The sequence below is a fragment of the Huaxiibacter chinensis genome (genome assembly GCF_022171985.1).
Classification (GTDB): Bacteria; Pseudomonadota; Gammaproteobacteria; order Enterobacterales; family Enterobacteriaceae; genus Enterobacter; species Enterobacter chinensis_A.
The window spans coordinates 351,296-376,770 of record NZ_JAJVHF010000003.1; the positions used below are offsets into that span (position 1 = coordinate 351,296).

Genomic DNA, 25,475 nt, shown 5'->3' on the forward strand with positions numbered 1-25,475 from the left:
ATTCAGAGTTCTTTGTGTAAACTAGTTGTTGTGTGGGTTTGTTTGTGTTGATTTCATTGGCATTATGCGGATTGGATTAATAAGATGAATACTCATATTTTTAGAAATAATGAAGAGATAGGGAAGTTAGAGGCTGAATCTGATTCTTTTTTAGATTCATGTTTTTATGAAACTAACATTTTCAAAGGGATAATGAATTTCGACCCATCTGAAAAAAATCCGGATTTTACTAGGAGGATTATAGTAGGAAGAACAGGTAGTGGTAAATCAGCTCTGTTGAGGAAAATCCTCGATGAGGGAAGTATAAAGGTTTATGATAAAATAGAAGCCGAAAATACTATTTTCGAGCATGTTAAAAATAATATATTTATTTCATCTCTTAATGAAAGTGGTATTGATTTAAGAGTTTTTTATAAATCATTATGGTTGCACGCACTACTCATAAAGGTTATACCTGCATTACATAGGTCAAGTTATCAAAGCTTCTTCAATAAAATTCAAGAGCTTATTGGTGGGAAAAAGAAACCTTATAATCCTGAGTTAGCCAATGAATATATAGAGCAATTCAAAGATGTCTTTTTTAATGATAAGGCATTAGTCGAAATTAGCAATAAAATGCAGCATGAACTATCTGCAAAAATTGGAATGAAAGGGATTGATTTTGGAGGAAAGCTTGGGAGTGAAGAAACTCAGAAAATACAATCCGAAACTTCAAGCTATGTAAGTAGAGAGTTAATAAGAAAACAAAAAGAATTAATAAAAATATTAAATGAAGAGTTTTCTGAAACTGGTCAATTCCGTATTATAATTAGCATTGATGATCTTGATCGCTCTTGGTTAAGCTCAAGTGATATTAGATATGATTTTATCAATGCTCTATTGGAGGCATTTAGAGAACTTCTTGATATTAAATCAGTTAAGATATTGATTTCTATTAGAACTGATATCTTAATGGGAATATATAATAAAACGTTAAGGCAGGACGAAAAAGACCAGTCATTGATATACGCAGTTGCTTGGAATAAGACGGAAATAAGAGAGATCATTGATATGCGTATCAATCATCTAATTAAAAATAAATATCAAGGTTCTCGAAATATTACTATGAAGGATATTTTTGATTTTGATATAGACGGCGTTCCTTCAGATGATTATATTTTAGATAGGACTATGCTAAGGCCAAGGGATGCCATTAGTTTTGTTAATTATTGCCTGAAGGAATGTGATGGACGCATCAATATAAATAAAGACATTGTCTTAATGGCGGAGGAGAAATATTTTTCATCAAGGAAAAGGGCTTTAGTTTCTGAGTGGGTGAGTATTTATAAAAATATATCAAATTATGTTGACTCGCTTTCGTTATTACAATCTCCGGAATTTTCTAAAGACTCAATTGAAGATGCTAAGAAAAATGAAGTCTTAACATATATACTTGATAGAGTTTCCTCAACGGAAGATGACCCAATCCATTCGAAGATAATAATGAATTTTGATGAGTTGTTGAAGGTGTGGTTTATTGTTGGTGTGATAGGGATAAAAAGAACACCCTCATTAATTGTATACTCATCTTATGATAAGCCGGATTTAGATATAACTGATATGAATCGAACTTTTGTCGTGCATCCATTATTTAATAGATGACTTTTTTATAGGCCGTTTTTGATGATCATTTACGGCCTTCTAATTGTGGTAGTGCCATAATTGCACGGGTTCAACTAAGATTGATGATTTTTGTAATTTCCTCTGGGTTTATCTTTTGGGGATTTTAATTCTTTTCTCCTATTCTTTTTTAATGATTGGGTTTCGTTCGACGTTATCAGCGGATTCGTTCCATTTTCAAGTCAGAAAGTAGGAGTTCAAGGTTGTTGTTTCATCCTTCATAAAACTCGATTTGATTGTCGCTAACCTTAACCGGCGGCATCCTTTCCCCATGAACAATCTAACTTCTCTGCAGGACATCGCACGCGCGATCCGAAACCTCATCCGCACCGGCATCGTGACCGACATCGACACCGTCGAGGGTCTTTGTCGGGTCCAGACCGGCGGGATGCAAACCACCTGGCTTAACTGGCTCACCTCCCGCGCGGGTCGTTCGCGGGTGTGGTGGGCTCCCTCGGTCGGTGAGCAGGTGTTGATTCTTGCCATTGGTGGTGAGCTCGATACCGCTTTTGTGCTGCCCTCCATTTTCTCTGATGACCATCCCGCGCCGTCTGCCTCGCCTGATGCGTTTCATATTGCCTTTCCTGACGGGGCGATTATCGAATACGACCCCGACAGCGGAGCGCTCACCGTGTCCGGTATCAAAACCGCCGACGTCACCGCGTCGGATTCCCTTACCGCCACCGTGCCGGTGGTGCTGGTGAAAGCCTCGACGCGCATCACGCTCGACACACCCGAGGTGGTCTGTACCAACAAGCTCATCACCGGCTCACTCGAAGTGCAGAAAGGCGGAACGATGAAAGGGGATATCACGCACACCGGCGGGAAATTGACTTCCAACGGCGTGCAGGTGGATGACCACGACCACGGCGGCGTCAAGCGCGGCGATGACAGAACGGTGGACACAAAATGACGGTGCGTTATCTGGGCATGAACAGCCACACCGGGCTCAGTATTTCTGAGGTCGAGCATATCAGGCAAAGCGTACGCGACATTCTGGTCACGCCGGTTGGCTCGCGCGTGATGCGCCGTGAATACGGCTCGCTCCTGTCAGCGCTGATTGACCAGCCGCAGACACCGGCACTGCGCCTGCAGATTATGGCCGCGTGCTATTCCGCGATCCAGAAGTGGGAGCCGCGCGTCAGCCTGTCGACCATCACCTTTGAACGCGGTGAGGCTGACGGGGCGATGTATGTCGATATCACCGGGACGCGCTCGACGTCTGCGCAGCCTTTTTCACTGTCAATCCCACTGAGTTAAACACTATGGCGACCATTGTTGACCTGAGCCAGCTCGCCGCGCCCGATGTCGTGGAAACGCTGGATTATGAAACCATCCTGACCGAACGAAAAGCGACGCTCGTCTCGCTTTATCCCGAAGACCAACAGGAGGCGGTCGCGCGCACGCTGACGCTCGAATCTGAGCCGATTGTGAAGCTGTTGCAGGAGAACGCCTATCGTGAAGTCATCTGGCGTCAGCGTGTCAACGAGGCCGCGCGTGCGGTGATGCTGGCCTACGCTGCCGGTGCTGACCTCGACCAGCTCGGGGCAAACGCCAGCGTCGGGCGACTTGTTATCACGCCTGCTGACGAGACCACGCTGCCGCCAACGCCTGCCGTGATGGAATCGGACACCGACTATCGCCTGCGCATCCAGCAAGCCCCGGAAGGACTGAGCACCGCCGGTGCGACCGGCGCATACCAGTTTCATGGCCGCAGCGCCGACGGGCGGGTCGCGGATATTTCCGTTATCAGCCCGGAACCGGCCTGCGTGACTGTGTCGGTATTGTCCCGCGAGAATAACGGCGCGGCGTCCGACGAGCTGCTTGCAGTGGTGCGCGCGGCGCTCAATGATGAGGACGTGCGGCCAGTGGCTGACCGTGTGACCGTCCAGTCGGCCGCGATTGTTGACTACACCATCGATGCGGCGCTTTACCTTTACCCCGGCCCCGAGAGCGAGCCGGTGCTCAGTGCCGCAAAAGCGAAGCTGCAGACCTATATCAGCGCGCAGCACCGGCTCGGGCGGGATATCCGCAAATCCGCCATTTATGCCGCGCTACACGTCGAGGGTGTGCAGCGTGTCGAACTGGCCGCGCCGGTGGCTGATATTGTGCTCGATGATACGCAGGCCTCTTTCTGCACCGCGTCCAGCGTGACGGTAGGGGGTAACGATGAGTGAGACCCGTCTGCTGCCTGTCGGCTCGTCACCGCTTGAGGTGGCGGCGGCGCGCGCCTGTGCGGATATCGAAAATACACCCGTCCCGCTGCGCCGCTTATGGAACGCTGACACCTGCCCGGCAAATCTGCTGCCGTGGCTTGCCTGGGCGTTTTCGGTCGACCGCTGGGATGAGAGTTGGCCGGAAGAAACCAAACGCGAGGTGATCCGCGCGGCGTGGTTTATCCATGCGCACAAAGGGACGATAGGCGCGGTGCGGCGGGTGGTCGAGCCGCTCGGGTATCTGATTAACGTCACAGAGTGGTGGGAAACCAACGACCCGCCCGGCACATTCCGCCTCGATATCGGTGTGCTGGAAACCGGCATCACTGAGGAAATGTATTACGAAATGGAGCGGCTGATCGCCGATGCCAAACCCGCGAGCCGACATCTTATCGGCCTGAATATTATTCAGGATATTCCGGGGCATCTGTATTACGGCGCGCTGACCTATGACGGCGATATCACCACGGTTTACCCCGGATAAGTGAGAGCACAATGACAGTAAAATATAAAACCGTTATCACCAAAGCCGGTGCGGAAAAGCTGGCGGCGGCGAGCGTCCCGAACGGCAAGAAAGTCAATTTTGTAGCGATGGCCGTCGGGGACGGCGGCGGCAAACTGCCCGAGCCGAACGCCAGCCAGACAAAGCTGGTGAATGAGGTCTGGCGTCATGCGCTGAACAAAATCAGCCAGGACAATAAACATAAAAACTATGTCGTCGCGGAGCTGGTCATTCCCCCTGAGACCGGCGGATTCTGGCTGCGTGAAATGGGGCTTTATGATGACACCGGCACGCTGATTGCGGTCGGTAACATGGCCGAAAGCTATAAGCCTGAACTCGCGGAGGGCTCGGGGCGCGCGCAAACCCTGCGAATGGTCATCATGGTGAGCGACATCGAGTCGGTCGAGCTGTCCATCGATACCACGCTGGTGATGGCAACGCAGGATTATGTCGACGACAAGCTCGCGGAGCATGAGCAGTCTCGCCTCCATCCTGACGCCACGCTGAAAGAAAAAGGATTTACACAGTTAAGCAGTGCGACCGACAGCGCGTCTGAGGCGCTCGCAGCGACGCCGAAGGCGGTTAAGGCGGCGTATGACCTTGCCGACGGGAAATACACGGCACAAGACGCCTCCACAAAGCAAAAAGGTATTGTCCAGCTCAGTAGTGCGACCGACAGCGCGTCTGAGGCGCTCGCAGCGACGCCGAAAGCGGTTAAGGCGTCGTATGACCTTGCAAAAGGTAAATATACGGCACAGGACGCCTCCACAACGCAGAAAGGCATTGTCCAGCTCAGTAGTGCGACCGACAGCACGTCTGAGACGCACGCCGCGACGCCAAAAGCGGTGAAAGCCGTTAATGATGACCTGACCGGCTTTAAAAAGAGTCTGGGAACGGCGGCAAAAGCAGATGTCACCACTTCAACAAGCGACCCGACAGCGGGAAAAGTGCTTAAAGTTGGTGACGGGGGATTATTAGGTCAGGCGCTTTCAGTGACAGATGCCAATCTTCTTGAAAAAAACGGTCTCGTCTCGATGTTGTTTAACCAGGGGGGAGGATCAAACAGCATTCACTTTGGGAGCTACGGGTGCGGCGTTCATCTTAATTACGGCAGTAGTGGCGATGGCTCTCAGGCTATGAGTGCCAATTTGTTTGTCGACTCTTCCGGTAATTTATCTGCTGAATGGCTTGCGATCAAAAAGGCTGATGGGGCTATTGCTTCCCGGCGCATTCAAAAGCTTTGGGGGCCACTAAACAAACCCACTCCTGACGATATTGGCGCACTGCCTGCGCCGCTAAATGCCCTGACAGTCAACTTAAATACCCTGGGCGACCGGAATCACCATGGAATTTACTATCAGCCGTCAAATGCAGGTGCCACGGCTGCTAATAACTATCCGGTAGCCATTGCTGGCACGCTGTTTGTGACGCAATCCGCTTACGGCTGTCAGCAAATGTATATCACTTACACCGGACGAATTTTCCTGCGTTCGGTAACAGGCACATGGAATGGCTCAGGCCCGTGGGCGGGCTGGATAGAGATGTACGGACCAAACAACAGACCAACATCGAACGATGTTAATTGCATACAGCGTGATGGTTCGCATATTGGCGGGTTCGTTTCGGGTAACGCTGCACAGCCTTACCTGCGTCATACCGCCAGTAATGCAGTTGTTGTTATGGCCAAAGCCGGTGACGCATACACCAGAAGTGAAAGTGACGGTCGATTTCAGCCGAAAGGCTCATTTGCTGCGCCGAATGCAGCCTCAAAGGGTGACAATGGATGGTGGCAGGACGGGAGCACCGGGATTATTGACCAGTGGTGTATGGGGGCGACCATGACCAGCGAAGCGACGCAGGCCATCACGTTCCCGAAAGCGTTCCCGAGTGCCTGTCTCCATGTGGACGTGGGAACGGTAAACGTGAATAACAACAGAGACACGGAAGGGATGTTCCAGCTCATTTCGAAAACAAACACCGGCTGCGTCGTGATGGCTAACAGGGCATACGGCAGTGTCGGTCAGGTTGCCGCATTGATAAGAGCTGTGGGGTATTAAATGGACAATCAAATTTATTACAGTGCGGGCAGGCAGGGTTTTTATTTTGAGTCTGATAAAGCGGCGTGCGTTGCCGGTGCCGGGTGGCCGGAGGATGCCAGCGCAATATCTGAACGCTGGTATCAGTATTTAATTGAGAATCAGGCGAAAGGCAGTTCGATTGTCCCGAATGAGTACGGTCAGCCCGTTCTGCAGGCCGTTAAAATTGATTATCCTGCCATCGCAAGAGCGCAAAAAGAGTTACTCATCAGTAACGCCCTGCAGTCGGTCAGCGTCATTCAGCTCAAGCTGCAGGCCGGGCGCGTGCTCAGTGATGCCGAAACTGAAAAGCTAAATGTGGTGCTTGATTACATCGATATCGTGGAAAAAATTAAAACGGAAACCGTCGCGGGTCAGGTCGACTGGCCGCCGGTGCCTGAGTAATTCGAAGCCCTCCACCCGGAGGGCTTTTTGTTGGTTGTGTTATCCCTCTGCCAACGGCAATGCATCGCGCCTGCGTGGTACTCGTCAGAAAATAGCAACTCCACTTCACCACGGAGTTTAACGGATGAGCGACTATCATCACGGCGTCGAGGTCATCGAGATTAACGATGGCACGCGCACCATTTCCACGGTCTCGACGGCCATCATCGGCATGGTCTGTACGGCCAGCGATGCTGACGAAAAGACTTTTCCCCTGAATGAGCCGGTACTGATTACCAGCGTGCAAAGCGCTATCGGTAAAGCCGGTAAAAAAGGCACGCTTTCACACTCCCTGCAGGCTATCGCTGACCAGTGCAAACCGGTCATTGTGGTTGTGCGCGTGGCTGAGGGTGTCGACGACCCCGAAGCCCCCGAAGCGGCACTGAAAGAAACCATTTCGAACATCATCGGGACGACCGACGAAAACGGGAAATATACCGGGCTCAAAGCGCTGTTAACGGCGAAGACCGTCACCGGCGTTAAGCCGCGCATTCTCGGTGTGCCGGGGCTGGATTCTCAGGAAGTGGCGACCGCGCTTGCGTCCACCTGTCAGAGCCTGCGCGCGTTTGGCTACGTCAGTGCATGGGGCTGCAAAACCATTTCCGAAGCCATCGACTATCGCGAGAATTTCAGCCAGCGCGAGCTGATGGTGATCTTCCCTGATTTTCTGGCATGGGACACCACGACGAACGAAACCGATATTGCATGGGCGACGGCGCGCGCGCTCGGCCTGCGTGCCAAAATCGACCAGACCGTCGGCTGGCATAAAACGCTGTCTAACGTCGGCGTGAATGGCGTCACTGGCGTCAGTGCCTCGGTGTCATGGGATTTGCAGGAGCCTGCCACCGACGCGAACCTGCTGAATCAGGCCGGTGTCACTACGCTGATTCGCAACGACGGTTTTAAATTCTGGGGAAACCGCTGTTGTTCTGATGACCCGCTTTTCCTGTTTGAGAACTACACCCGCACTGCGCAGGTGCTGGCTGACACCATGGCGGAGGCGCACGCGTGGGCGATGGATAAACCCATTACCGCAACGCTTATCCGCGACATTGTTGCCGGTATCAATGCCAAATTCCGCGAACTGAGAACGAACGGCTATATCGTCGATGGTTCGTGCTGGTACGACACCGAGTCGAACGACCCCGCGTCACTGAAAGTGGGGAAACTGTATATCGATTACGACTACACCCCCGTCCCGCCGCTGGAAAACCTGACCCTGCGCCAGCGCATCACCGATACCTATCTGGCGAACCTGTCGGACTCGGTCAACAGCTAAGGAGCTGCAAGCATGGCACTACCACGCAAACTGAAATACCTGAATATGTTTAACGACGGCCTCAGCTACATGGGCGTTGTGGAATCCGTCACCCTGCCGAAGCTGACCCGCAAGCTTGAGAAATATCGTGGCGGCGGGATGCCGGGCTCAGTCTCGATTGACCTCGGTCTCGATGACGACGCGCTGTCGCTTGAGTGGACTCTCGGCGGTCTGCCTGACATTGAGCTGTGGGCGCAGTACGCCTCGCCGGGTGCTGACAGTGTGCCGCTGCGTTTTACCGGCTCTTACCAGCGTGACGACACCGGCGCGATTTCAGCCGTTGAGGTGGTGATGCGTGGCCGTCACAAAGAATACGACGGCGGCGAAAATAAACAGGGTGAAAGCGGCTCGACCAAAATGTCGACCGAGTGCGCCTATTACCAGCTCACGATCGATGGCCGCGAAGTCATCGAGATTGACGTCATCAACATGGTGCTGAAAGTCGACGGCGTCGACCGTCTGGCGGAGCACCGTAAGGCGATTGGCCTGTAACCCCCCTGACCCGGTCAGCGTTGCTGGCCGGTCACTTAACGTTGAGAGAGAAATATCATGGAAAACATTAACGAAAGCGCCACCACCGAAACCGAAAACCCGAACGTCGTGACCCTCGATAATCCTGTCATGCGCGGTGAGCAAAAAATCGAGAAGGTGAAGGTATTCAAACCCAACGCGGGAACCCTGCGCGGTGTGAGTCTGGCCTCGCTGGCAAACTCGGACGTCGATGCCCTGATTAAAGTGCTGCCGCGTATGACTTACCCGGCACTCACCGAGCATGAGGTCATGCGTCTGGAAGCGTCCGACCTGATTTTGTTTGCCGGTCAGGTGGTCGGTTTTTTGTCGCCATCTTCGGCTCGCTGAAATTTCCCGAAAACCTGTCGGTCGATGACCTGATGGCGGATATCGCAGTGATTTTTCACTGGCCGCCATCAGAACTAAATTCCCTGAGCGTGACCGAGCTCATTACATGGCGCGATAAGGCGCTACAGCGAAGCGGAAACCACCATGAGCAATAACGTCAGACTTGAGGTGCTGCTGAACGCAGTAGACCGGGCAAGCCGACCGCTTAAAGCTATCCAGAACGCCAGCAAATCCCTGTCTGGCGATATCCGCACTTCACAAACCAGCCTGCGCGATCTGAATGCGCAGGCCTCACGAATTGACGGATTCAGGAAAGCAAGCGCACAGCTTGCCGTGACTGGTCAGTCGCTAACTAAAGCGAAACAGGAAGCCGCCGCGCTGGCTGTCCAGTTCAAAAATACCCAAAACCCCACAACGGCGCAGGCGCGCGCGATGGAAGCGGCAAAGAAATCTGCCGCTGACCTGCAGCTCAAATATAACGGGCTCAGGCAGTCGGTACAGCGCCAGCGCACCGAGCTCGCACAGGCCGGGATAAACACCCGCACCCTGTCAGCCGATGAGCGTCGCCTGAAAGGCAGTATCAGCGAGACGACCGCACAGCTTAACCGTCAGCGCGAGGCACTGGCGCGGGTCAGTCAGCAACAGGCGAAACTGAGCGCGGTAAAAAAACGCTATGAATCCGGGCAACAGCTCGCCGCCGGTGCGCGAAATGCCGGGATGGTCGGCGTCGGGGTGGCTACCGCCGGGCTTTACGGGGCGTCTCGCTTTATTGCACCGGGCATCGGTTTTGATAAGCAGATGTCAGGCACGCAGGCGATCCTCGGGCTCGATAAGGGCGATGATAAGCTCGCGGCCATCCGTAAACAGGCGCGTGACATCGGGGCTACTACGGCCTTTTCACCGGGCGACGTGGCGCGCACGCAGACCACACTGGCGCGCTCGGGTTATAACGCTGATGACGTGCTGGCTGCGACCGGCTCGACGGTCAATCTGAGCCTTGCGGCTGACGTGGATATCGCAGAAGCCGCAGACATCATTACTAACATGCAGTCTGCATTTAACCTGCCGACCACTGAGATTGAACGCGTCGCGGATGCGATGACGAAAGGCTTTACGTCATCCAACACCGGCCTCGTCGAGCTGGGCGAGGCGATGAAATATGTCGCACCTATCGCGGAGGCTGCAGGGGCGAGCATTGAAGACACGACCGCCATGCTCGGCATTCTGGCTGATAACGGGATAAAAGGCTCGATGGCCGGGACCGGTGCGAGCGCCATTTTCAACCGCCTGCAGGCACCGATGGGCAAAGCGGTTGCTGCTATCTCAGAGCTGGGCGTGAAAACCCGCGACAGCAAAGGGAACGTGCTGCCGGTCGAGAAAATCCTCAAGGATATTCATAAATCCTTTGCGAAAAACAAGCTCGGGACGGCGGAGCAGGGTGAATACCTGAAAGTCATCTTTGGTGAGGAAGCAATGAAGGGGGCGATTAAACTCGTCGCCGCTGCCGGTGATGGCTCGCTTGCCAGCAAGCGCCAGCAAATCGGGGATTCAAAGGGAACCACGGAGCGGATCGCGAAAATCCAGACCGACAACCTCGACGGAGATTTAAAAAACCTGCAGTCGGCTTATGAAGATTTGCAGATTGAGGTATTCGATAAAGAGAATTCTGCGCTGCGTCGTCTGACGGTTTCCGCGACCGATATGCTCGGCAAGGTTGCCGCCTGGGCGAAAGCGAATCCTGAGATGACGCAGACCATTTTCAGTGTGACCGCCGGTGCGCTGGCGCTGGTCGGCGTGCTGGGCGGGATTGGTCTTGTTGCATGGCCTGTCATCGCCGGGATTAACGGCATCATCGCCGCTGCAGGTCTGCTGAGTGTGATTTTCACTACTGCAGGAACGGCCATTGTGACCGCGCTCGGGGCAATCAGTCTGCCGGTGGTCGCTGTGGTCGCTGCCGTGGTGGCCGGTGCGATCCTCATTCGTAAATACTGGGAGCCGCTGGGTGCTTTTTTCTCGGGTGTCGGTGAGGGCCTGAAAGCCGTCATTGCGCCGTTGAATGAAATGTTTTCGCCACTCGTACCGGTATTTGACGCCGTGGCGGGAAAACTGCGCGAGGTCTGGCAGTGGTTTACTAATCTGATTGCGCCGGTTAAGGCGACGCAGGAATCGCTCAATAGCTGCAAAAATGCTGGAGTGGAGTTTGGCCGACTCCTTGCGAATACGCTCATGGGTCCCGTGAAAATGTTTAACTTCCTCGGTGGAAAGGTTGACTGGTTGCTGGAAAAACTCGGCGTCCTCAAAAAAGAGTCAGGTGACATAGACCAGACCGCAGCGAAAACAGGTGCTGCAGCCGGTGCGCAAAACGGGTCCTATGTCCCGGCGACGTCAGGTTATGGAGGGTATCAGGCTTATCAGCCGGTGACGGCTCCTGCAGGCCGGTCTTACATCGACCAGAGCAAGCGGGAATACAACATCACGCTGCCGGGTGGCGTCGGGACGGGTACTGACCTTGACCGACAGTTGCGTGAGGCTGTCGACAGAATCGACCGCGAAGAACGGGCGCGCCAGCGCTCAAGTCTGCGCCACGACGGATGAGGGCTAAAGCATGTTAATGGTACTGGGTTTATTTGTGTTTGAGCGCCGCACGCTGCCGCATCAGTCGATGCAGTATTCAAAGGATTACCGCTGGGCATCAAACGACCGCATCGGCAAACCACCGGCTTATCAGTTTCTCGGGGAGGGGGAAACCTCGCGCACGCTTTCGGGAGTGCTTTATCCTGAAATCACCGGCGGTCGTCTGTCACTCACGACCATTGAGCTGATGGCTGATGAGGGGCGCGCGTGGCCGCTGATTGACGGAATGGGCATGATCCACGGGATGTATATCATCGAGAAAGTGACCCATGCGCACAGTGAGTTATTCAGCGATGGCGCGGCCAGAAAAATTGAATTTAGCCTGTCGCTGAAACGGGTCGATGAATCGCTCGCGTCGATTTATGGCGATCTGCAAACGCAGGCTGACAATCTGGTCACGTCTGCCGGTAACTGGCTGGGAGGGCTGGCAGGATGATTACGGGAATGAATATTCAGGCCGGTACGAAAATCGCCCCGGCGTTTATGCTCACCCTCGATGGCGCGGATATCACGCAGAATTTCAGCGACCGCTTAATCAGTCTGACCATGACGGACAATCGCGGATTTGAGGCCGACCAGCTCGACATCGAGCTCGATGATACTGACGGACTTGTCGAACTGCCCCCGCGCGGTGCATTACTGACGCTGTGGCTGGGCTGGGAGGGGTCGGCGCTGCTGAACAAGGGGAGTTTCACGGTCGATGAAATCGAGCACCGGGGCGCACCTGATACGCTGACCATCCGTGGGCGTAGTGCTGATTTTCGCGGGACGCTGAACTCACGCCGCGAGCAGTCATGGCATGACACCACGCTCGGGGTGATTCTGGAGACCATCGCGCAGCGTAATAAACTGACGGCCAGCGTAGCTGACACCCTGAAAGCGATCGCCGTGCCGCATATCGACCAGTCTCAGGAATCCGACGCGGCATTTTTGGCGCGGCTGGCGGAGCGCAACGGCGCATCCGTTTCGGTGAAATACGGAAAATTATTATTCCTGAAAGCCGGTAGCGCGGTGACGGCCAGCGGCAAACCGATCCCGCAAATGACCGTCGAGCGCGGCGACGGCGACCGGCATCAGTTCGCTATTGCCGACCGTGAGGCGTACACCGGCGTCACGGCAAAATGGCTGCACACGAAAGACCCGAAACCGCAAAAGCAAAAGGTGAAGCTGAAACGTAAGCCAAAGGTGCAACATCTGCGCGCGCTGCAGCACCCGAAAGCCGTCAAAGCACCGGCAAAGCGCCAGGCGAAAAAGGAGCAGGAAGCGCGCGAGGGCGAGTATATGGCCGGTGAATCTGACAACGTGCTGGAGCTCACAACCATCTACGCGACAAAGGCGCAGGCGATGCGCGCGGCTCAAGCAAAATGGGACAAGCTACAGCGCGGCGTCGCGGAGTTTTCAATCTCTCTGGCGTCAGGCCGTGCAGATTTATTTCCTGAAACGCCGGTTGCGGTGAAAGGCTTTAAGCGCGTTATAGACGAGCAGGCGTGGATAATCAGCCGGGTGGTGCATAACCTCAACGGGAGCGGCTACACGACGGGCCTAGAGCTTGAGGTGAAGGTCTCAGACGTGGAGTATGAAGCGGATGAAATAGACGAGTAAATATATTGTATGTGTTTGTTTTACAAGGTTAAATTTAGTAAAATAACCGCATCGAAAACGTTTAAAGGTGCTCATCATGTTTCACTGTCCAAAATGCAAATTCGCTGCACACGCCCGCACGAGTCGCTATTTCACTGATACGACAAAGGAGCGCTATCATCAGTGCACAAATATCAATTGCAGTTGCACATTTGTCACGACTGAAACGGTCGAGCGTTTTATTGTTTCACCGGGTGAGGTAGTGCCAGCGCCACCGCATCTTACACCGTCAGGTCAGCAACAAATTCACTGGATGTGATAATAAGAAAGCCTCGCAAATGCGGGGCTTTCAGTTGTAGACCAAGGCAATATTAATTCATGTTCAAATTATCAACCAATGTATGGTTGACATAATTCAGTCATTATAGTGTTCAATCTCATCTTTTTCAAAATCATCAATATTATGATTCGTTACGGAAATATATACTATGGGGAAGGCGCCTGGTTTATAGTTGCCAATTTTATTAAAGTTTATCCCATCCCGATAGTGTAGTACATGGGTGAAGATATTTGCCATCCTTGATATATCTAACTCATTTGCATTTAATGCATTATTCATTAAATATCTTCTCATTTCTTTTTTCAATGTTGGATATCCAATGAGGCTTGGAAACTTCCGTAAGAACATGAAAAACATTTTTTTTCCAGATTCGCCTAACACTCTGTTAAATACTGGGTCGTCAAATAGGTAGAAAGTGTTTTGCGTTTGAAGTACTCTTCCTGTTATGCTTTTTTTGCTAAGGACGTATTTTGGCATCTTCAGTTCTTTGCTGCAGTTAATGACATGGTCAACTACTTTTTTCCACTCAGGGTTAACCTTTGCTCCTGAAAAATGATCGCCTACCTCAATGCCATCAATCGTTTTACCTTCGTAAAAGGAAGATAGCAAATGTCCTAGTGTTTTGTTGCAAGGTGTACCATCTCTAGATTTGCCAATCATCCAGCGGCAGGGCCAGTTTGAGTTGCTGTGGTTTTGCTCATGTTGCACAACGCCATACCAGGCATATTTCTCTGCGGGAGTTGGCAAGCTAATATTTTTATCTTTAGCCGAACCTCTGGTTGAATAATAAATATCAAAAGGTAGCCAGTTTTTATACAGCTCAAGTTCTTTATAAGTGCTATTTTTCCCTGTGTTAGTTGTAATTGGCACATAGCATGCCTTAGTTTTGTTTTTCGTTACTTTAGCTTGCAGAATGAATGCTTTATCTGTGATTAAGCTCGGGTTTATTATCCCATTATTTATAAAGCTCTCATTGATTATGAACATTGCATCCCCTAATTCTACTTTGTTAGAGAAGGGCTTAGGTTGACCATTATTGCTAAGTTGAGCATAAGGTGCTTTGTCAATCCAACACAGTTTAGTGTCTACAGTAACAGAAAACGTGGTGGGTTTGTTTAGTTTTTGGGAGTAAATTATAGATGAAAGTTGTATCAAAAAAGTATCGCTAAATAATGCTCCAAGTTGTACCAGTTCGCCACCAGAAACATTATGACAAACGTTATTAATTAATGTATCGATTTTGTTTTTCATAGTTTGTGAGTTTTTAGATAAAAATATCATGGAATTCAGAGTTGTGAACTTAGGTTATATAATAGTATAGATTACTTTTTAATAATTCATTATCTTCTTAAAATTTCTCGCGTTCTATATCCTGATCCGGGATTCATTGAGGCGTTATAGGTAAACTTTCAAATAATTTTTTATTGTTATAATTAACATGCTAAATATTTTAGTGGTTGTCGTTTAAGAACGCCAAAAAAGTCCCCCTCTGTAAGCATTTAGTTTAAATAAGCCCTGTATTTACAGGGCTTATAATATCGATGTGGTCAATCTGTGGACGTGACCTGAAATAAATCCTTTTATTTCATAGTGTTGAAGTTTTTTAAAAAGCTCCTGCGGGAGCCTTTTTCAAACCTTATCCCGTCACCCGCGATCAGAACACTTTCTTATACGGACGCACGGTCACTTTACCGTAGACGCCTGCGGCAGTGTACGGGTCTGCTTCTGCCCAGGACTGCGCGGCTTCCAGGGATTCAAACTCGGCGATAACCGTCGAACCGGTAAAACCCGCTGCGCCCGGATCGTTGCTGTCCACGGCAGGCATTGGGCCGGCGGTCAGTAATCTTCCTTCGTCATGGAGTAATTGCAGGCGCGCAAGATGGGCAGGGCGAACGGACAATCGTTTATCCAGAGAATCAGCAACATCCTCAGCGTAGATGACGTAAAACACGGCACAGCTCCTTAGCCAGTAAAAGTGTCATTTACGTTATGTGAAAGCATCTGTGACTGCAATGTAAAGATAACAGCCTTGTTAAATCCGTAACACTCAACGGGTTTTTTCGCCAATGACGCACTTAAAATCAAGGGAAGATAGAGTGCGTTGTTGAATATGATTGCTATTTGCATTTAAAATCAGGGTCTGGTTTTTCAACTTTAGTGATTATGACTTCGATGACTCTGGATTTACCTCGCCGCTTCCCCTGGCCAACGCTGCTGTCCGTTGTCATTCACGCCTCGGTGATTGCGGGTCTGCTTTACACATCGGTACATCAGGTTATTGAAATGCCCGCTCCGTCGCAGCCGATCTCCGTGACCATGGTGACCCCTGCCGAGCTGGAGCCTCAGGTTGCTCCACCGCCGCCACAGCCGGTAGTGGAACCTGAACCGGAACCCGAGCCTGAGCCAGTGCCGGAGCCACCGAAGGAGGCGCCTGTCGTCATCCATAAGCCTGAGCCAAAGCCGAAACCTAAACCGAAGCCAAAACCGGTGAAAAAGGTGGAAGAGCGCCCGAAACGACAGGAGCGCCCGGTTGAGCCTCGTGCCACGCAGCCTGTCGAAAACAGCGCGCCCGCGAGAACGGTGATGAACAATACGCCAGCGACAACCAAACCTGTTGTCGCGGCACCGGCCGGTCCACGTGCATTAAGCCGTAACCAGCCGCAATACCCGGCACGTGCTCAGGCGCTGCGCATCGAAGGCCGTGTCCGCGTGAAATTTGACGTCACCGCCGACGGGCGCGTGGATAATGTTGAAGTGCTGTCTGCACAGCCATCGAATATGTTTGACCGTGAAGTGAAATCGGCCATGCGTAAATGGCGTTATGAACCCGGTAAGCCGGGGCGCGGGCTTATCGTTAATATTGTCTTCCGCATCAATGGCGGGGCACAGATGGAATAACGCAAAAAAAGCCTCCGGATGGAGGCTTTTTTTATGCTTTTGGCAACGCCCGGGGCTTTCCGTCGTTATCCACAGCAACATAGATGAACAGCGCTTCAGTGGCTTTATAACGCTGACCGATAGGCTCAGACGACACTTTCTTAACCCAGACTTCGATATTAATCGAGATCGAGGTATTGCCGCGCTTCACGCAGCGCGCATAGCAGCAGACCACGTCACCGACCGCGACCGGGCGCAGAAACGTCATCCCATCCACTCTGACCGTGACCACGCGACCCTGCGCGATCTCTTTTGCGAGGATAGCGCCACCCATATCCATTTGTGACATTAACCAACCGCCAAAAATATCACCGTTTGCATTGGTGTCGGCGGGCATTGCAAGTGTGCGTAAAACCAGTTCGCCCTGAGGGGCGTCAATTGTTGTTGTCATTGATCAATTAGCTCGTTACGGAAGACGACAGGCGGGATGCTACTATGATTTACAGTCTGGGGGAAACACGAAAAGGGTAAGGTTATAAACGAAAAAGGCCAGACAGTCGCCTGCCTGGCCTGGGGGATTAATGCTTATCGTCCTGCGGCATGTGCTTATAGATATACACGCCGCTTAAGAGGGTAAAGATCAGCGTCAGCGCCGTCAGGCCAAACACTTTAAAATTGACCCAGATATTTTGCGGCAGCCAGAAGGCAATATAGATGTTTGCCAGGCCGCACAGAATGAAGAAGACAGCCCAGGCCAGATTCAGGCGGGACCAGACGCTTTGTGGCAGAGTAAGCTCTTTCCCAAGCATACGTTGAATCAATGGTTTTTTCATTACCCACTGGCTCACTAGCAAGGCCCCCGCAAACAGGCCATAAATAACGGTGACCTTCCATTTGATAAATTCATCGTTGTGGAAGAACACGGTAAGCCCGCCGAAAACAGCGACCAGAATAAACGTGATCAGGGCCATTTTCTCGACTTTACGGTAGCGGAACCAGCTGTAGATCAGCACGACGGCCGTCGCGACGATTAACGCGGTGGTCGCGGCATAGATGTCGTACAGCTTATAAAATGCAAAAAAGACGACGAGCGGTAAAAAATCAAGAAACTGCTTCATTCTTCGATTCCATTTTTTGTGGGGAGCCGACGTAAACAGCCGGCTTTGTCATCAATAAATTACTGGCGGATCAGCATATACAGGCGGAAAAGATAGACCAGCAGCACCGCAGAGATAAGGTTACTGATCGTATTGGCCACCACGGCTCCTACATTTGGCGTCAGCACTGCAAAGTTCGGCGCAAATAACAGCAGCAGGGTTTTGGCCAGAAGCCAGCCAATCACCGCGGGGGCGACCAGGCGCATATTCGCCCATGCCAGCTTAATACTGCTGCGCATGGCGACGAAAATGCCCATTTTGTCCTGCACCATCATTACCGGCGCAAAAGAGAGCACGATAGCTAACAACACGCCAGGCACCACAACCAGCATAATCCCCATCTGCACCAGCAGGGTGGTTAAGAAGATCAGGATGAACAGTTTAGGTAACTGTGGCGCACTGGCACCGATCGCGCGCAGGGCGCTGACACGCTGCCCGGCCGAGATCAGTTGGATCATCAACAATACCCCACCGGCCAGAATGGCGTTGCCGATCAAGCCGGAGAAAGTCGACGCTGCAGAGGCACGCAACAGGATTTGTTGCTGTTCAGGCGTCATGTTCTGCACCAGATCAAATAACCCCACGCTCCCCGCAAGATTATCACCCTGGCTCAGCGTCGCAATTTGTTCATCGCTCGGTGAAAACGCATGGCCAAGCACCACCGTAATAAAGGCGCAAAGCAAAGCAATCAGTAAAAAAGTCACGAACTGATTGCGGAAAAAGTTCCCCGTGTCACGGTAGACGGACTTCGCCGTGATAGACATGCACTCTCCTTGAGTATTGCAGGTATGAATAAGCGGGCAATTGTACCCTGGATAACTCTGCGGTGGCAGTATCATGACTTGTATGGAAAAGCATATCTTTGTAAAGCAAAGTGCAATGACGAAAATTGACCTGTGCTGGCAGAATGTTTTTGCACATCGCAGGTAAAAATTAATCTGGATCAATGAATGTTAAATTGACTGAATGAATGTGATCTGAGTTGGATCATCTTGTACTCATTTTTGGTTATATTCACCGCGCCAACAAAACCACAACGATGGAGCGGATATGAAAAAATTAGCGGTGGCAGCCTTTGTGTTAAGCACTTTCTCTGGTGGCGCTTATGCGCATGAGGCGGGGGAATTCTTTATGCGTGCCGGTTCGGCAACGGTTCGCCCTACTGAAGGATCGGATAATGTATTAGGGCTCGGAGGGTTTAACGTCAGCAACAATACCCAGTTGGGCCTGACGTTCACCTATATGGCAACGGACAATATTGGCGTTGAACTCCTGGCGGCAACGCCGTTTCGTCACAAAGTGGGCACAGGGCCAACGGGAAACATCGCCACCGTACACCAGCTGCCGCCAACGTTGATGGCGCAATGGTACTTTGGCGATGCGCACAGCAAGGTGCGCCCGTATATTGGGGCAGGGGTGAACTACACCACCTTCTTTGATGAGAAATTTAATGACACCGGTAAAGAAGCCGGGCTGTCCGATCTCAGCCTCAAGGACTCGTGGGGCGCGGCAGGTCAGGTGGGGATGGATTATCTCATCAATCGCGACTGGCTGTTAAACATGTCGGTCTGGTATATGGACATTGATACGGATGTGCGCTTTAAAGCGGGGGGCGAGCAGCAGAGCGTCCATACGCGACTGGACCCGTGGGTATTTATGTTCTCTGCCGGCTATCGCTTCTGACGATAGAGTTTCCCGCCTTAACAGTGCTGCTAAGGCGGGGATGCGATTAATCGATAACGACCTCGGCACCCTCAGCAAAAAAGCTTTCTGCGGGTTTGACGCATTCACTAATGACAGAAGGATCGTATTTCATTGCCAGGAAACGCTCCCGGTAAAGGTTATACGCTGCTTCGCATACATTACTGGTAAACCATGCATTATAACCGCCACCGACGGCAGCACCCGCGACCGGAATAATTTGCGCGAGTTTGGCTTTGGTTATTTTGATACCCAGGCTACTGGCGATCTGCTTAATGATTTTGACGAAAAGTTGTTTTTCAAGCTCTTCCCAGACGACTTTTTTTGCCACCTGCTGGGAGATTTTTACCAGCTGAGCCATCGCCACGTTCTTTGCCATAGCTGACGAGGCCGAAGACAAACCAAGAATATTGAAGGCGAACAGTCTTTCCTCCTGCCTGTTGATATCAAAACCATAATAGGTGGCATATTCCCCAATGGCGCGCAGGTTGAGGGTTACCAAAGACGGAATATCAATGGCGATTCCGGCAATGCCTAAGGCCCCGGTGCCAGCGCCTTCTGCCAGCGCCAGTCCTTTATACTTTGCTGCTAACCAGCCTACCGTTTTATCGATATCCTCAAGGCGCAGCGTTTCGATATCGCCATAGCAATGTATATGCTCATGCCCATCTTTTCGGAACTCATCAAAAATAGACTCAGAACGAACGGACCAAAGCGCTGCGTCATTACAGACACTCACCAGCCCCTGAACGGCAGATTGAATCGCCTCCCCGACGACCGGGGTTGAGAGAACCACTTCACCGGCGCTGTTCAGCGGCTTACCGATCATTTCAAGCGATCGTGTCAAAAAGGTGGTTTCTGGGTTTTTCCATTGATGGATCTGCTTTAAAGCGGTTTGGTCATAGGGGACGAGTTTCATTTGGCTTCCTTTGGCGTATCTTTCACATTTTCAGTGCTGAAATAAGGTAAGTTATCGGCAGGAAAGACCATATCAGGAGTGTTATTTCTCCTTGAACTGGCTGACAGGTTATTGCGCAGAAAGAGACGATAATCGGGCAGGGTGGAAGGGGGAGAAAAGCGCCCCGTCAGAGGCGCTTAGTCATGCTTATTTCTGAATCAAATAGCGAATGGTGGGCCCATCCTGCTGAATGTCCAGCACGGTATAGCCGTGATTCGTGGCATCCAGCGGAATATTATTGATGGACTGTGGACAGTCGCTCACCACTTCCAGAATTTCACCCTTTTTAAGCTGCGGCAAGGCTTCAAGGGTGGCCACGGCCGGATAAGGACAGGGTTCACCCACCATATCCAGACGGTAGTCGGGAACGATCGTTTTCATGCGGCTTCCTTCTGAGTTTCAACCTGACGTTCAGTGCGGCGGAAGAAGCGTTTCTCCTGCGCAACGACCAGCAAAAAGGCAATCAGCAACAGGGCATAGGTCGCCAGTAATCCACCCAATGGACCGAAAGTAGATAACAAATTGATCTTATCCCAACGGGTGGCCAGCGCCGGAGAGAGATCGTCCCAGTAATAGGCCAACAGGGTGGAGCCGATCACATTGCCCAGACCTACCCACCAGTAATGCACCTGGCCTTCAACGGCGCGGTACATCCATCCGGTTTCGCATCCGCCCGCGAGGACGATACCAAAGCCAAAAAGCAGTCCACCAATGACGGCATTTGGACCCGCCCACATGATTTTGGGTTCGACGCCAAGCTGGACGTAGCTGAAAATACCGATGGCGCTCACCGCCATCCCGGCAATGATGGCCTTTGCCATCATGGTACGGCCCGTTATCCACATATCGCGGAAAGCAGAGGTAAAACAAATTTGCGCACGTTCAATCAGTAAGCCAAACCCGACGCCAAATAGCATCGCCAGGCCAAGTTTTGGCTGATTGAATGCCGTGCAGAGCGCCCAGGCGACCATGGCAAAGAAGACCAGCATGCCCAGTCGGAAACGGCGGCGCGCCTGATCCGGTTTTTGGGTTAACGGCGAGGCGGCGCTGACCTTAACCATTTTGACCGGGATGCGGAAAAACGGCAGCAGGGTGAAGCGTGCCCCAAAGTAAGACCCGATGGCGGTCGCCACCGCAAAAAACCAGGCGTGCAGTGAAAACTGTGGAATGCCGGTAAAGAACGCCGCGAGGTTACACCCCATCGCCAGCCGCGCGCCAAATCCGGCGATAATGCCGCCGACCACGGCCTGCGCGATACGAATGCGGCTTTGGGGCATACGCAGCTTAACGTTGTTTGCCCATAGCGCGGCGGCAAAACAGCCCCCAAACATACCGATAATCATCATCCCGTCGATACGCGTAAGCGGCGTTCCCTCAAGATGAATCAATTTAAAATATCCCCACTCTTCAGTATGCACACCGGCAAGCTGTAAAAGCTGCCCGCCCCAGCGGGTAAATTCGCCGGTAACGGCCCAGAAGGTGCCGGTGATGCCAAAGTAGTAGGTTGAAAGGATGCCCGCCGCGATGACGGCCGGTACGGGTGACCAGAATTTAATCAGGTACGCCTGTTTGAAGTGTTGCCAGGACATAGGTAAGCCTCTGAACTCAGAAGGTGTATGTGGCCGATAAGCCGAAAAGAAGGGAGGATAATACGCGCAAGTAAAGATTTGAAAAGTCTGACAAGCGTAAAAACTCGATCAGATCAATTTCTACCTGCTCCGGTAAAAGAGGAAGATAACTCTCAGGAGTTAAGCCGCCTGGCGATCAGGCGGCTTTTGGCATCAGGCTGACAGCGTGGCGGCTTTCATCGCCCGGACGAAGGTCTTTAATTCGCTCAGCATCAGCTCAGGCTGATCGACGTTGTTCTCAATGATTTTAACAATGGCAGAGCCAGAGATGGCGCCCGCCGCATTGGCTTCGATTGCTGCCGTGACCTGCTCCGGCGATGAGATACCAAAGCCCTGCAGAGGAGGAGCCGCATGGTACTCCGCCAGTTTTTCCACCAGATGATGCAGTGGCAGTGCGGCTTTATTTTCCGTGCCCGTCACACCCGCACGGGACAGCAGGTAGGTATAGCCGCGGCCATGGGAGGCAATCTGACGCAAGAGTTCGTCATCCGCGTTAGGTGGGCAGATATAGATAGGCGCAACATTGTGGCGCATAGCGGCCTGACGGAACGGCGCTGACTCTTCTACAGGGACATCGGCGACCAGCACCGAGTCGACCCCAACGCGTGCGCATTCGGCATAAAACTCATCAATGCCCCGGCTAAAGACCAGGTTGGCATACATCAGCAGGCCAATCGGGATGGTCGGATGCTTCTGGCGAACAGTGGCCAGCATTTCGAAGCACTGTGACGGGGTCACGCCTGCGGCGAAGGCGCGCAGAGTCGCGTTCTGAATAGTCGGGCCGTCAGCCAGCGGATCGGAGAAGGGGATCCCCAGTTCCAGCGCGTCGGCACCGGCTTCAATGAGCGCATCGATAATTTTAAGCGACTGCTCCGGGCCAGGGTCGCCCAGCGTGACGAAGGGAACAAACGCGCCTTCCTTGCGGGCCTTCAGTTCGGCAAATGCGTTATCGTAGCGTTCCATCAGATTTCCCCTCGTGCTTTCAAAATATCGTGAACGGTGAAGATATCTTTATCACCGCGGCCGGACAGGTTCACCACCAGCAGTTGCTCTTTTTCCGGGTTCTCTTTCATCATACGCAGGGCATGTGCCAGCGCGTGAGAGGACTCCAGAGCCGGAATGATGCCTTCTTTACGACACAGGATCTTAAAGGCGTCCAGCGCTTCGTCATCGGTGATAGAGACATAATCGGCGCGTCCAATGCTGTTCAAATGCGCATGTTGCGGCCCCACTGAGGGGAAATCCAGACCGGCGGAAATGGAGTAAGACTCTTCAATCTGGCCTTCGTCGGTCTGCATCATCGGTGATTTCATACCGAAGTAGATCCCAACGCGTCCGTGTTTCAGCGGTGCACCATGTTCACCGGTCTCAATGCCGTGACCCGCTGGCTCAACGCCAATCAGCCCGACGCTGGTGTCGTCAATAAAGTCGGCGAACATACCAATGGCATTCGAACCACCGCCTACGCAGGCAATCACCGCATCCGGCAGACGGCCTTCTTTTTCAAGAATTTGCGCTTTGGTTTCTTCACCGATCATGCGCTGGAATTCACGCACGATAGTCGGGAACGGATGCGGGCCTGCCGCCGTACCGAGCATGTAATGTGAGGTCTCGTAGCTGCCAGACCAGTCACGCAGCGCTTCGTTACAGGCATCTTTCAGCGTGGCGGAACCGCTGTGAACCGCGATAACTTCTGCCCCCATTAACCGCATCCGGAATACGTTAGGCGACTGGCGTTCAATATCCTTTGCGCCCATATAGATACGGCATTTCAGGCCGAGAAGCGCGCTGGCAAGCGCGGACGCTACGCCGTGCTGACCCGCTCCGGTTTCAGCGATGATTTCGGTTTTACCCATGCGCTTTGCCAGCAAGGCCTGACCCAGCACCTGGTTAGTTTTGTGCGCGCCACCGTGCAGCAGGTCTTCACGCTTGAGGTAGAGGGTGGTACGGGTGCCTTCGGTCAAGTTACGACATTTCGTCAGCGCCGTCGGACGCCCGGCGTAGTTTTTAAGCAGGTCGGTAAACTCGGCCTGAAACGCCGGATCCTTTTGTGCGCTGACAAAGGCTTCTTCAAGCTGGCGCAGTGCAGGCATCAGGATTTGCGGGACATACATACCGCCGAATTCGCCAAAATAGGGATTGAGTAATGTGGTCATCTTTTCTTCCTTAATAGGCACGCAGCGTCTTGAATACCGAGGCCAGTTTGCTGGCATCTTTGATGCCCGGTTGGGACTCTACGCCTGAATTAAAATCAAGGCCGGCACAGCCGGCTTTTGCCGCTTCGACGCAGTTATCCGGGCTTAAACCGCCCGCAAGCAAAACATTGTCCAGCTTTTCGCCGCTGAGCAGCGACCAGTCGAAACGTTCACCACTGCCGCCCTGGCCATTGTCCAGGACGTACTTATCAACATGCGTCAGGTTGCGTGGCGGTAAAATGTTACTCACGCTCTGTGCTTTCCAGATTTGTACCTTCGGCGCCAACGCCTGACGCAGCGCATCGATATACGCCTGGTCTTCACTGCCGTGAAGCTGAACCGCGGCCAGTGAGAGAGCTTCTGCTTTGGCGACAACATCGTCGATAGCGGCGTCACGGAAGACGCCCACGTAGCTCAGGGGGGCGCCAGCCATCACGTCACGCGCTTGTGCGTCGGTCACAAAACGAGGCGATGACTCGACAAAAATAAGCCCGCCATACACCGCACCGGCTTCAAGGGCGGCGGTGGCATCTTGCGCACGCGTTAAGCCGCAGACTTTATTTTCGCCTAACAGCACGCGGCGGACGGCGGCATTCAGATCGTCATGCTCCATCATCGCCGAACCAATCAAGAAGCCGTTGGCAAAATGGCTCAGTTCGCGAACCTGTGCATAGGTATGAATACCGGATTCGCTAATAACCGTCACCCCCGCACCCAGACGTGGCGCAAGCTGACGGGTGCGGTCCAGATCGATGGAGAGATCGCGCAGGTCGCGGTTGTTAATGCCAACCACTTTCGCCTCCAGCGCAATCGCCCGCTCTAACTCCTCTTCGTTACTGACTTCGGTCAGGACACCCATATTCAGGCTATGTGCCACCGCAGACAGCTGACGATACTGTTCATCATCCAGCACCGACAGCATCAGCAGGCATGCATCGGCCTGATAGAAACGCGCCAGCCAAATCTGATAAGGATCGATGATAAAGTCTTTACACAGTATCGGCTGCGGAGCAATGCCGCTGACGACGGGCAGGAAATCGAAGCTGCCCTGGAAATATTTCTCATCCGTCAGGACCGAAATCGCTGACGCATGGTGTTTGTAGACGCCAGCAATACGGGCAGGATCGAAATCTTCTCTGATCACGCCCTTAGACGGAGAGGCTTTTTTGCACTCCAGAATAAACGCCGTGCGGGCACCCTGTAGCGCATCATAAAAGCGGCGACTGCTCGGTACGACTTCATTTTGAAAGGTTGCCAGCGGTTGCTGAGCTTTACGGGCTTCAACCCAAATGGCCTTATCGGCAACAATTTTCGCTAAAACGGTCTGCATTA

The 25,475-nt window shown here is 52.3% G+C and carries 28 protein-coding genes and 1 pseudogene; 17 read left to right on the forward strand and 12 right to left on the reverse strand.

Going from position 1 to position 25,475, the window contains the following annotated elements:
• Nucleotides 1–84: 84 nt before the first annotated feature.
• The 15 genes from LZP96_RS10590 to LZP96_RS10660 all read left to right on the forward strand — a co-directional run bounded on the left by LZP96_RS10590 (nucleotide 85) and on the right by LZP96_RS10660 (nucleotide 13,606).
• The gene (locus LZP96_RS10590) at nucleotides 85–1,641 is read left to right on the forward strand and encodes a P-loop ATPase, Sll1717 family (protein ID WP_258925970.1); all 1,557 of its coding nucleotides are present in this window, start codon (nucleotides 85–87) and stop codon (nucleotides 1,639–1,641) included.
• A 289-nt stretch (nucleotides 1,642–1,930) separates the two neighbouring features.
• Nucleotides 1,931–2,572 (forward strand): phage baseplate assembly protein V, encoded by a 642-nt coding sequence (locus LZP96_RS10595; RefSeq protein WP_258925971.1) that lies wholly within the window; start codon nucleotides 1,931–1,933, stop codon nucleotides 2,570–2,572.
• The gene (locus LZP96_RS10600; RefSeq protein WP_258925972.1) at nucleotides 2,569–2,919 is read left to right on the forward strand and encodes a GPW/gp25 family protein; all 351 of its coding nucleotides are present in this window, start codon (nucleotides 2,569–2,571) and stop codon (nucleotides 2,917–2,919) included. Before LZP96_RS10595 ends, LZP96_RS10600 begins: the two co-directional genes overlap by 4 nt.
• Before the next feature lie 5 nt (nucleotides 2,920–2,924).
• On the forward strand, nucleotides 2,925–3,836 hold the full coding sequence (locus tag LZP96_RS10605; protein WP_258925973.1) for a baseplate assembly protein: 912 nt from the start codon (nucleotides 2,925–2,927) through the stop codon (nucleotides 3,834–3,836).
• Entirely contained in the window at nucleotides 3,829–4,359 is a 531-nt protein-coding gene (locus tag LZP96_RS10610) for a phage tail protein I (protein ID WP_258925974.1), read from the forward strand. The genes LZP96_RS10605 and LZP96_RS10610 overlap by 8 nt, the downstream gene beginning before the upstream one ends.
• Nucleotides 4,360–4,370: 11 nt before the next feature.
• On the forward strand, nucleotides 4,371–6,434 hold the full coding sequence (locus tag LZP96_RS10615; RefSeq protein WP_258925975.1) for a phage tail-collar fiber domain-containing protein: 2,064 nt from the start codon (nucleotides 4,371–4,373) through the stop codon (nucleotides 6,432–6,434).
• A complete protein-coding gene (locus LZP96_RS10620; protein ID WP_258925976.1) occupies nucleotides 6,435–6,857 on the forward strand; it encodes a tail fiber assembly protein in 423 nt (140 codons plus the stop codon). It begins immediately after the preceding gene.
• A gap of 124 nt (nucleotides 6,858–6,981) precedes the next feature.
• A complete protein-coding gene (locus LZP96_RS10625) occupies nucleotides 6,982–8,175 on the forward strand; it encodes a phage tail sheath protein (protein WP_258925977.1) in 1,194 nt (397 codons plus the stop codon).
• Nucleotides 8,176–8,187: 12 nt separating this feature from the next.
• Nucleotides 8,188–8,706, forward strand: a complete 519-nt coding sequence (locus LZP96_RS10630; RefSeq protein ID WP_258925978.1) for a phage major tail tube protein — start codon at nucleotides 8,188–8,190, stop codon at nucleotides 8,704–8,706.
• A 57-nt stretch (nucleotides 8,707–8,763) separates the two neighbouring features.
• Nucleotides 8,764–9,072, forward strand: coding sequence for a phage tail assembly protein (locus tag LZP96_RS10635; RefSeq protein ID WP_258925979.1), 309 nt, complete (start codon nucleotides 8,764–8,766; stop codon nucleotides 9,070–9,072).
• Between the two features lie 32 nt (nucleotides 9,073–9,104).
• Nucleotides 9,105–9,227: a GpE family phage tail protein gene (locus tag LZP96_RS10640; RefSeq protein WP_032658721.1), complete on the forward strand. Its 123-nt coding sequence runs from the start codon at nucleotides 9,105–9,107 to the stop codon at nucleotides 9,225–9,227.
• On the forward strand, nucleotides 9,217–11,667 hold the full coding sequence (locus LZP96_RS10645) for a phage tail tape measure protein (protein ID WP_258925980.1): 2,451 nt from the start codon (nucleotides 9,217–9,219) through the stop codon (nucleotides 11,665–11,667). The genes LZP96_RS10640 and LZP96_RS10645 overlap by 11 nt, the downstream gene beginning before the upstream one ends.
• A gap of 10 nt (nucleotides 11,668–11,677) precedes the next feature.
• Nucleotides 11,678–12,142 (forward strand): phage tail protein, encoded by a 465-nt coding sequence (locus tag LZP96_RS10650; RefSeq protein ID WP_258925981.1) that lies wholly within the window; start codon nucleotides 11,678–11,680, stop codon nucleotides 12,140–12,142.
• A complete protein-coding gene (locus LZP96_RS10655; protein ID WP_258925982.1) occupies nucleotides 12,139–13,308 on the forward strand; it encodes a phage late control D family protein in 1,170 nt (389 codons plus the stop codon). The genes LZP96_RS10650 and LZP96_RS10655 overlap by 4 nt, the downstream gene beginning before the upstream one ends.
• A 76-nt stretch (nucleotides 13,309–13,384) precedes the next feature.
• A complete protein-coding gene (locus LZP96_RS10660) occupies nucleotides 13,385–13,606 on the forward strand; it encodes a DNA-binding transcriptional regulator (RefSeq protein WP_258925983.1) in 222 nt (73 codons plus the stop codon).
• Between the two features lie 96 nt (nucleotides 13,607–13,702).
• Here LZP96_RS10660 and LZP96_RS10665 read toward each other — a convergent pair whose 3' ends face one another.
• Nucleotides 13,703–14,878: a hypothetical protein gene (locus LZP96_RS10665; protein ID WP_258925984.1), complete on the reverse strand. Its 1,176-nt coding sequence runs from the start codon at nucleotides 14,876–14,878 to the stop codon at nucleotides 13,703–13,705.
• Nucleotides 14,879–15,281: 403 nt separating this feature from the next.
• Nucleotides 15,282–15,578, reverse strand: a complete 297-nt coding sequence (locus LZP96_RS10670) for a YciI family protein (protein WP_064326333.1) — start codon at nucleotides 15,576–15,578, stop codon at nucleotides 15,282–15,284.
• A 221-nt stretch (nucleotides 15,579–15,799) separates the two neighbouring features.
• Between LZP96_RS10670 and tonB the strand changes: the two genes are divergently transcribed.
• Nucleotides 15,800–16,525, forward strand: a complete 726-nt coding sequence (gene tonB, locus LZP96_RS10675) for a TonB system transport protein TonB (protein WP_064326332.1) — start codon at nucleotides 15,800–15,802, stop codon at nucleotides 16,523–16,525.
• A gap of 31 nt (nucleotides 16,526–16,556) precedes the next feature.
• Here tonB and yciA read toward each other — a convergent pair whose 3' ends face one another.
• The 4 genes and pseudogenes from yciA to LZP96_RS10695 form a co-directional block, all read right to left on the reverse strand.
• Nucleotides 16,557–16,955, reverse strand: a complete 399-nt coding sequence (gene yciA, locus LZP96_RS10680) for an acyl-CoA thioester hydrolase YciA (protein ID WP_064326331.1) — start codon at nucleotides 16,953–16,955, stop codon at nucleotides 16,557–16,559.
• 127 nt (nucleotides 16,956–17,082) lie between these two features.
• Nucleotides 17,083–17,622: a septation protein A gene (locus LZP96_RS10685; protein WP_064326330.1), complete on the reverse strand. Its 540-nt coding sequence runs from the start codon at nucleotides 17,620–17,622 to the stop codon at nucleotides 17,083–17,085.
• A 59-nt stretch (nucleotides 17,623–17,681) separates the two neighbouring features.
• The gene (locus tag LZP96_RS10690; RefSeq protein WP_064326329.1) at nucleotides 17,682–18,425 is read right to left on the reverse strand and encodes a YciC family protein; all 744 of its coding nucleotides are present in this window, start codon (nucleotides 18,423–18,425) and stop codon (nucleotides 17,682–17,684) included.
• 31 nt (nucleotides 18,426–18,456) lie between these two features.
• A pseudogene (locus LZP96_RS10695) lies at nucleotides 18,457–18,531 on the reverse strand (YkgJ family cysteine cluster protein); the annotation flags it as partial.
• Between the two features lie 180 nt (nucleotides 18,532–18,711).
• Here LZP96_RS10695 and ompW point away from each other — a divergent pair.
• Nucleotides 18,712–19,344 carry an outer membrane protein OmpW gene (gene ompW, locus LZP96_RS10700; RefSeq protein ID WP_064326328.1) on the forward strand — a complete coding sequence of 211 codons (633 nt, stop codon included), beginning with the start codon at nucleotides 18,712–18,714 and terminating at the stop codon, nucleotides 19,342–19,344.
• Nucleotides 19,345–19,390: 46 nt separating this feature from the next.
• Here the strand turns inward: ompW and LZP96_RS10705 are convergent, their stop codons facing one another.
• The 6 genes from LZP96_RS10705 to trpCF all read right to left on the reverse strand — a co-directional run bounded on the left by LZP96_RS10705 (nucleotide 19,391) and on the right by trpCF (nucleotide 25,473).
• Entirely contained in the window at nucleotides 19,391–20,281 is an 891-nt protein-coding gene (locus LZP96_RS10705; protein WP_064326327.1) for an EcsC family protein, read from the reverse strand.
• 186 nt (nucleotides 20,282–20,467) lie between these two features.
• On the reverse strand, nucleotides 20,468–20,701 hold the full coding sequence (gene yedF, locus LZP96_RS10710) for a sulfurtransferase-like selenium metabolism protein YedF (RefSeq protein WP_064326326.1): 234 nt from the start codon (nucleotides 20,699–20,701) through the stop codon (nucleotides 20,468–20,470).
• On the reverse strand, nucleotides 20,698–21,909 hold the full coding sequence (yedE, locus tag LZP96_RS10715) for a selenium metabolism membrane protein YedE/FdhT (RefSeq protein ID WP_064326325.1): 1,212 nt from the start codon (nucleotides 21,907–21,909) through the stop codon (nucleotides 20,698–20,700). Before yedE ends, yedF begins: the two co-directional genes overlap by 4 nt.
• A 192-nt stretch (nucleotides 21,910–22,101) precedes the next feature.
• Nucleotides 22,102–22,911, reverse strand: a complete 810-nt coding sequence (trpA, locus tag LZP96_RS10720) for a tryptophan synthase subunit alpha (protein WP_064326324.1) — start codon at nucleotides 22,909–22,911, stop codon at nucleotides 22,102–22,104.
• Complete coding sequence (gene trpB / locus LZP96_RS10725) at nucleotides 22,911–24,104, reverse strand: tryptophan synthase subunit beta (protein WP_064326323.1); 1,194 nt, start codon at nucleotides 24,102–24,104, stop codon at nucleotides 22,911–22,913. The genes trpA and trpB overlap by 1 nt, the downstream gene beginning before the upstream one ends.
• A 10-nt stretch (nucleotides 24,105–24,114) precedes the next feature.
• Complete coding sequence (trpCF, locus tag LZP96_RS10730; protein ID WP_064326322.1) at nucleotides 24,115–25,473, reverse strand: bifunctional indole-3-glycerol-phosphate synthase TrpC/phosphoribosylanthranilate isomerase TrpF; 1,359 nt, start codon at nucleotides 25,471–25,473, stop codon at nucleotides 24,115–24,117.
• Nucleotides 25,474–25,475 lie beyond the last annotated feature (2 nt).

What these genes read in the sequence shown, in the direction of transcription:
- LZP96_RS10705 (WP_064326327.1), bottom strand. Translation starts at nt 20,281, where the DNA reads ATGAAACTCGTCCCCTATGACCAAACCGCTTTAAAGCAGATCCATCAA.
- LZP96_RS10630 (WP_258925978.1), top strand. Translation starts at nt 8,188, where the DNA reads ATGGCACTACCACGCAAACTGAAATACCTGAATATGTTTAACGACGGC.
- trpCF (WP_064326322.1), bottom strand. Translation starts at nt 25,473, where the DNA reads ATGCAGACCGTTTTAGCGAAAATTGTTGCCGATAAGGCCATTTGGGTT.
- LZP96_RS10645 (WP_258925980.1), top strand. Translation starts at nt 9,217, where the DNA reads ATGAGCAATAACGTCAGACTTGAGGTGCTGCTGAACGCAGTAGACCGG.
- yedF (WP_064326326.1), bottom strand. Translation starts at nt 20,701, where the DNA reads ATGAAAACGATCGTTCCCGACTACCGTCTGGATATGGTGGGTGAACCC.
- LZP96_RS10600 (WP_258925972.1), top strand. Translation starts at nt 2,569, where the DNA reads ATGACGGTGCGTTATCTGGGCATGAACAGCCACACCGGGCTCAGTATT.
- LZP96_RS10665 (WP_258925984.1), bottom strand. Translation starts at nt 14,878, where the DNA reads ATGAAAAACAAAATCGATACATTAATTAATAACGTTTGTCATAATGTT.
- LZP96_RS10595 (WP_258925971.1), top strand. Translation starts at nt 1,931, where the DNA reads ATGAACAATCTAACTTCTCTGCAGGACATCGCACGCGCGATCCGAAAC.
- trpA (WP_064326324.1), bottom strand. Translation starts at nt 22,911, where the DNA reads ATGGAACGCTACGATAACGCATTTGCCGAACTGAAGGCCCGCAAGGAA.
- yciA (WP_064326331.1), bottom strand. Translation starts at nt 16,955, where the DNA reads ATGACAACAACAATTGACGCCCCTCAGGGCGAACTGGTTTTACGCACA.
- ompW (WP_064326328.1), top strand. Translation starts at nt 18,712, where the DNA reads ATGAAAAAATTAGCGGTGGCAGCCTTTGTGTTAAGCACTTTCTCTGGT.
- LZP96_RS10615 (WP_258925975.1), top strand. Translation starts at nt 4,371, where the DNA reads ATGACAGTAAAATATAAAACCGTTATCACCAAAGCCGGTGCGGAAAAG.
- LZP96_RS10690 (WP_064326329.1), bottom strand. Translation starts at nt 18,425, where the DNA reads ATGTCTATCACGGCGAAGTCCGTCTACCGTGACACGGGGAACTTTTTC.
- LZP96_RS10660 (WP_258925983.1), top strand. Translation starts at nt 13,385, where the DNA reads ATGTTTCACTGTCCAAAATGCAAATTCGCTGCACACGCCCGCACGAGT.
- LZP96_RS10640 (WP_032658721.1), top strand. Translation starts at nt 9,105, where the DNA reads ATGGCGGATATCGCAGTGATTTTTCACTGGCCGCCATCAGAACTAAAT.
- yedE (WP_064326325.1), bottom strand. Translation starts at nt 21,909, where the DNA reads ATGTCCTGGCAACACTTCAAACAGGCGTACCTGATTAAATTCTGGTCA.
- LZP96_RS10620 (WP_258925976.1), top strand. Translation starts at nt 6,435, where the DNA reads ATGGACAATCAAATTTATTACAGTGCGGGCAGGCAGGGTTTTTATTTT.
- LZP96_RS10635 (WP_258925979.1), top strand. Translation starts at nt 8,764, where the DNA reads ATGGAAAACATTAACGAAAGCGCCACCACCGAAACCGAAAACCCGAAC.
- LZP96_RS10650 (WP_258925981.1), top strand. Translation starts at nt 11,678, where the DNA reads ATGTTAATGGTACTGGGTTTATTTGTGTTTGAGCGCCGCACGCTGCCG.
- trpB (WP_064326323.1), bottom strand. Translation starts at nt 24,104, where the DNA reads ATGACCACATTACTCAATCCCTATTTTGGCGAATTCGGCGGTATGTAT.
- LZP96_RS10685 (WP_064326330.1), bottom strand. Translation starts at nt 17,622, where the DNA reads ATGAAGCAGTTTCTTGATTTTTTACCGCTCGTCGTCTTTTTTGCATTT.
- LZP96_RS10625 (WP_258925977.1), top strand. Translation starts at nt 6,982, where the DNA reads ATGAGCGACTATCATCACGGCGTCGAGGTCATCGAGATTAACGATGGC.
- LZP96_RS10610 (WP_258925974.1), top strand. Translation starts at nt 3,829, where the DNA reads ATGAGTGAGACCCGTCTGCTGCCTGTCGGCTCGTCACCGCTTGAGGTG.
- tonB (WP_064326332.1), top strand. Translation starts at nt 15,800, where the DNA reads ATGACTCTGGATTTACCTCGCCGCTTCCCCTGGCCAACGCTGCTGTCC.
- LZP96_RS10605 (WP_258925973.1), top strand. Translation starts at nt 2,925, where the DNA reads ATGGCGACCATTGTTGACCTGAGCCAGCTCGCCGCGCCCGATGTCGTG.
- LZP96_RS10590 (WP_258925970.1), top strand. Translation starts at nt 85, where the DNA reads ATGAATACTCATATTTTTAGAAATAATGAAGAGATAGGGAAGTTAGAG.
- LZP96_RS10655 (WP_258925982.1), top strand. Translation starts at nt 12,139, where the DNA reads ATGATTACGGGAATGAATATTCAGGCCGGTACGAAAATCGCCCCGGCG.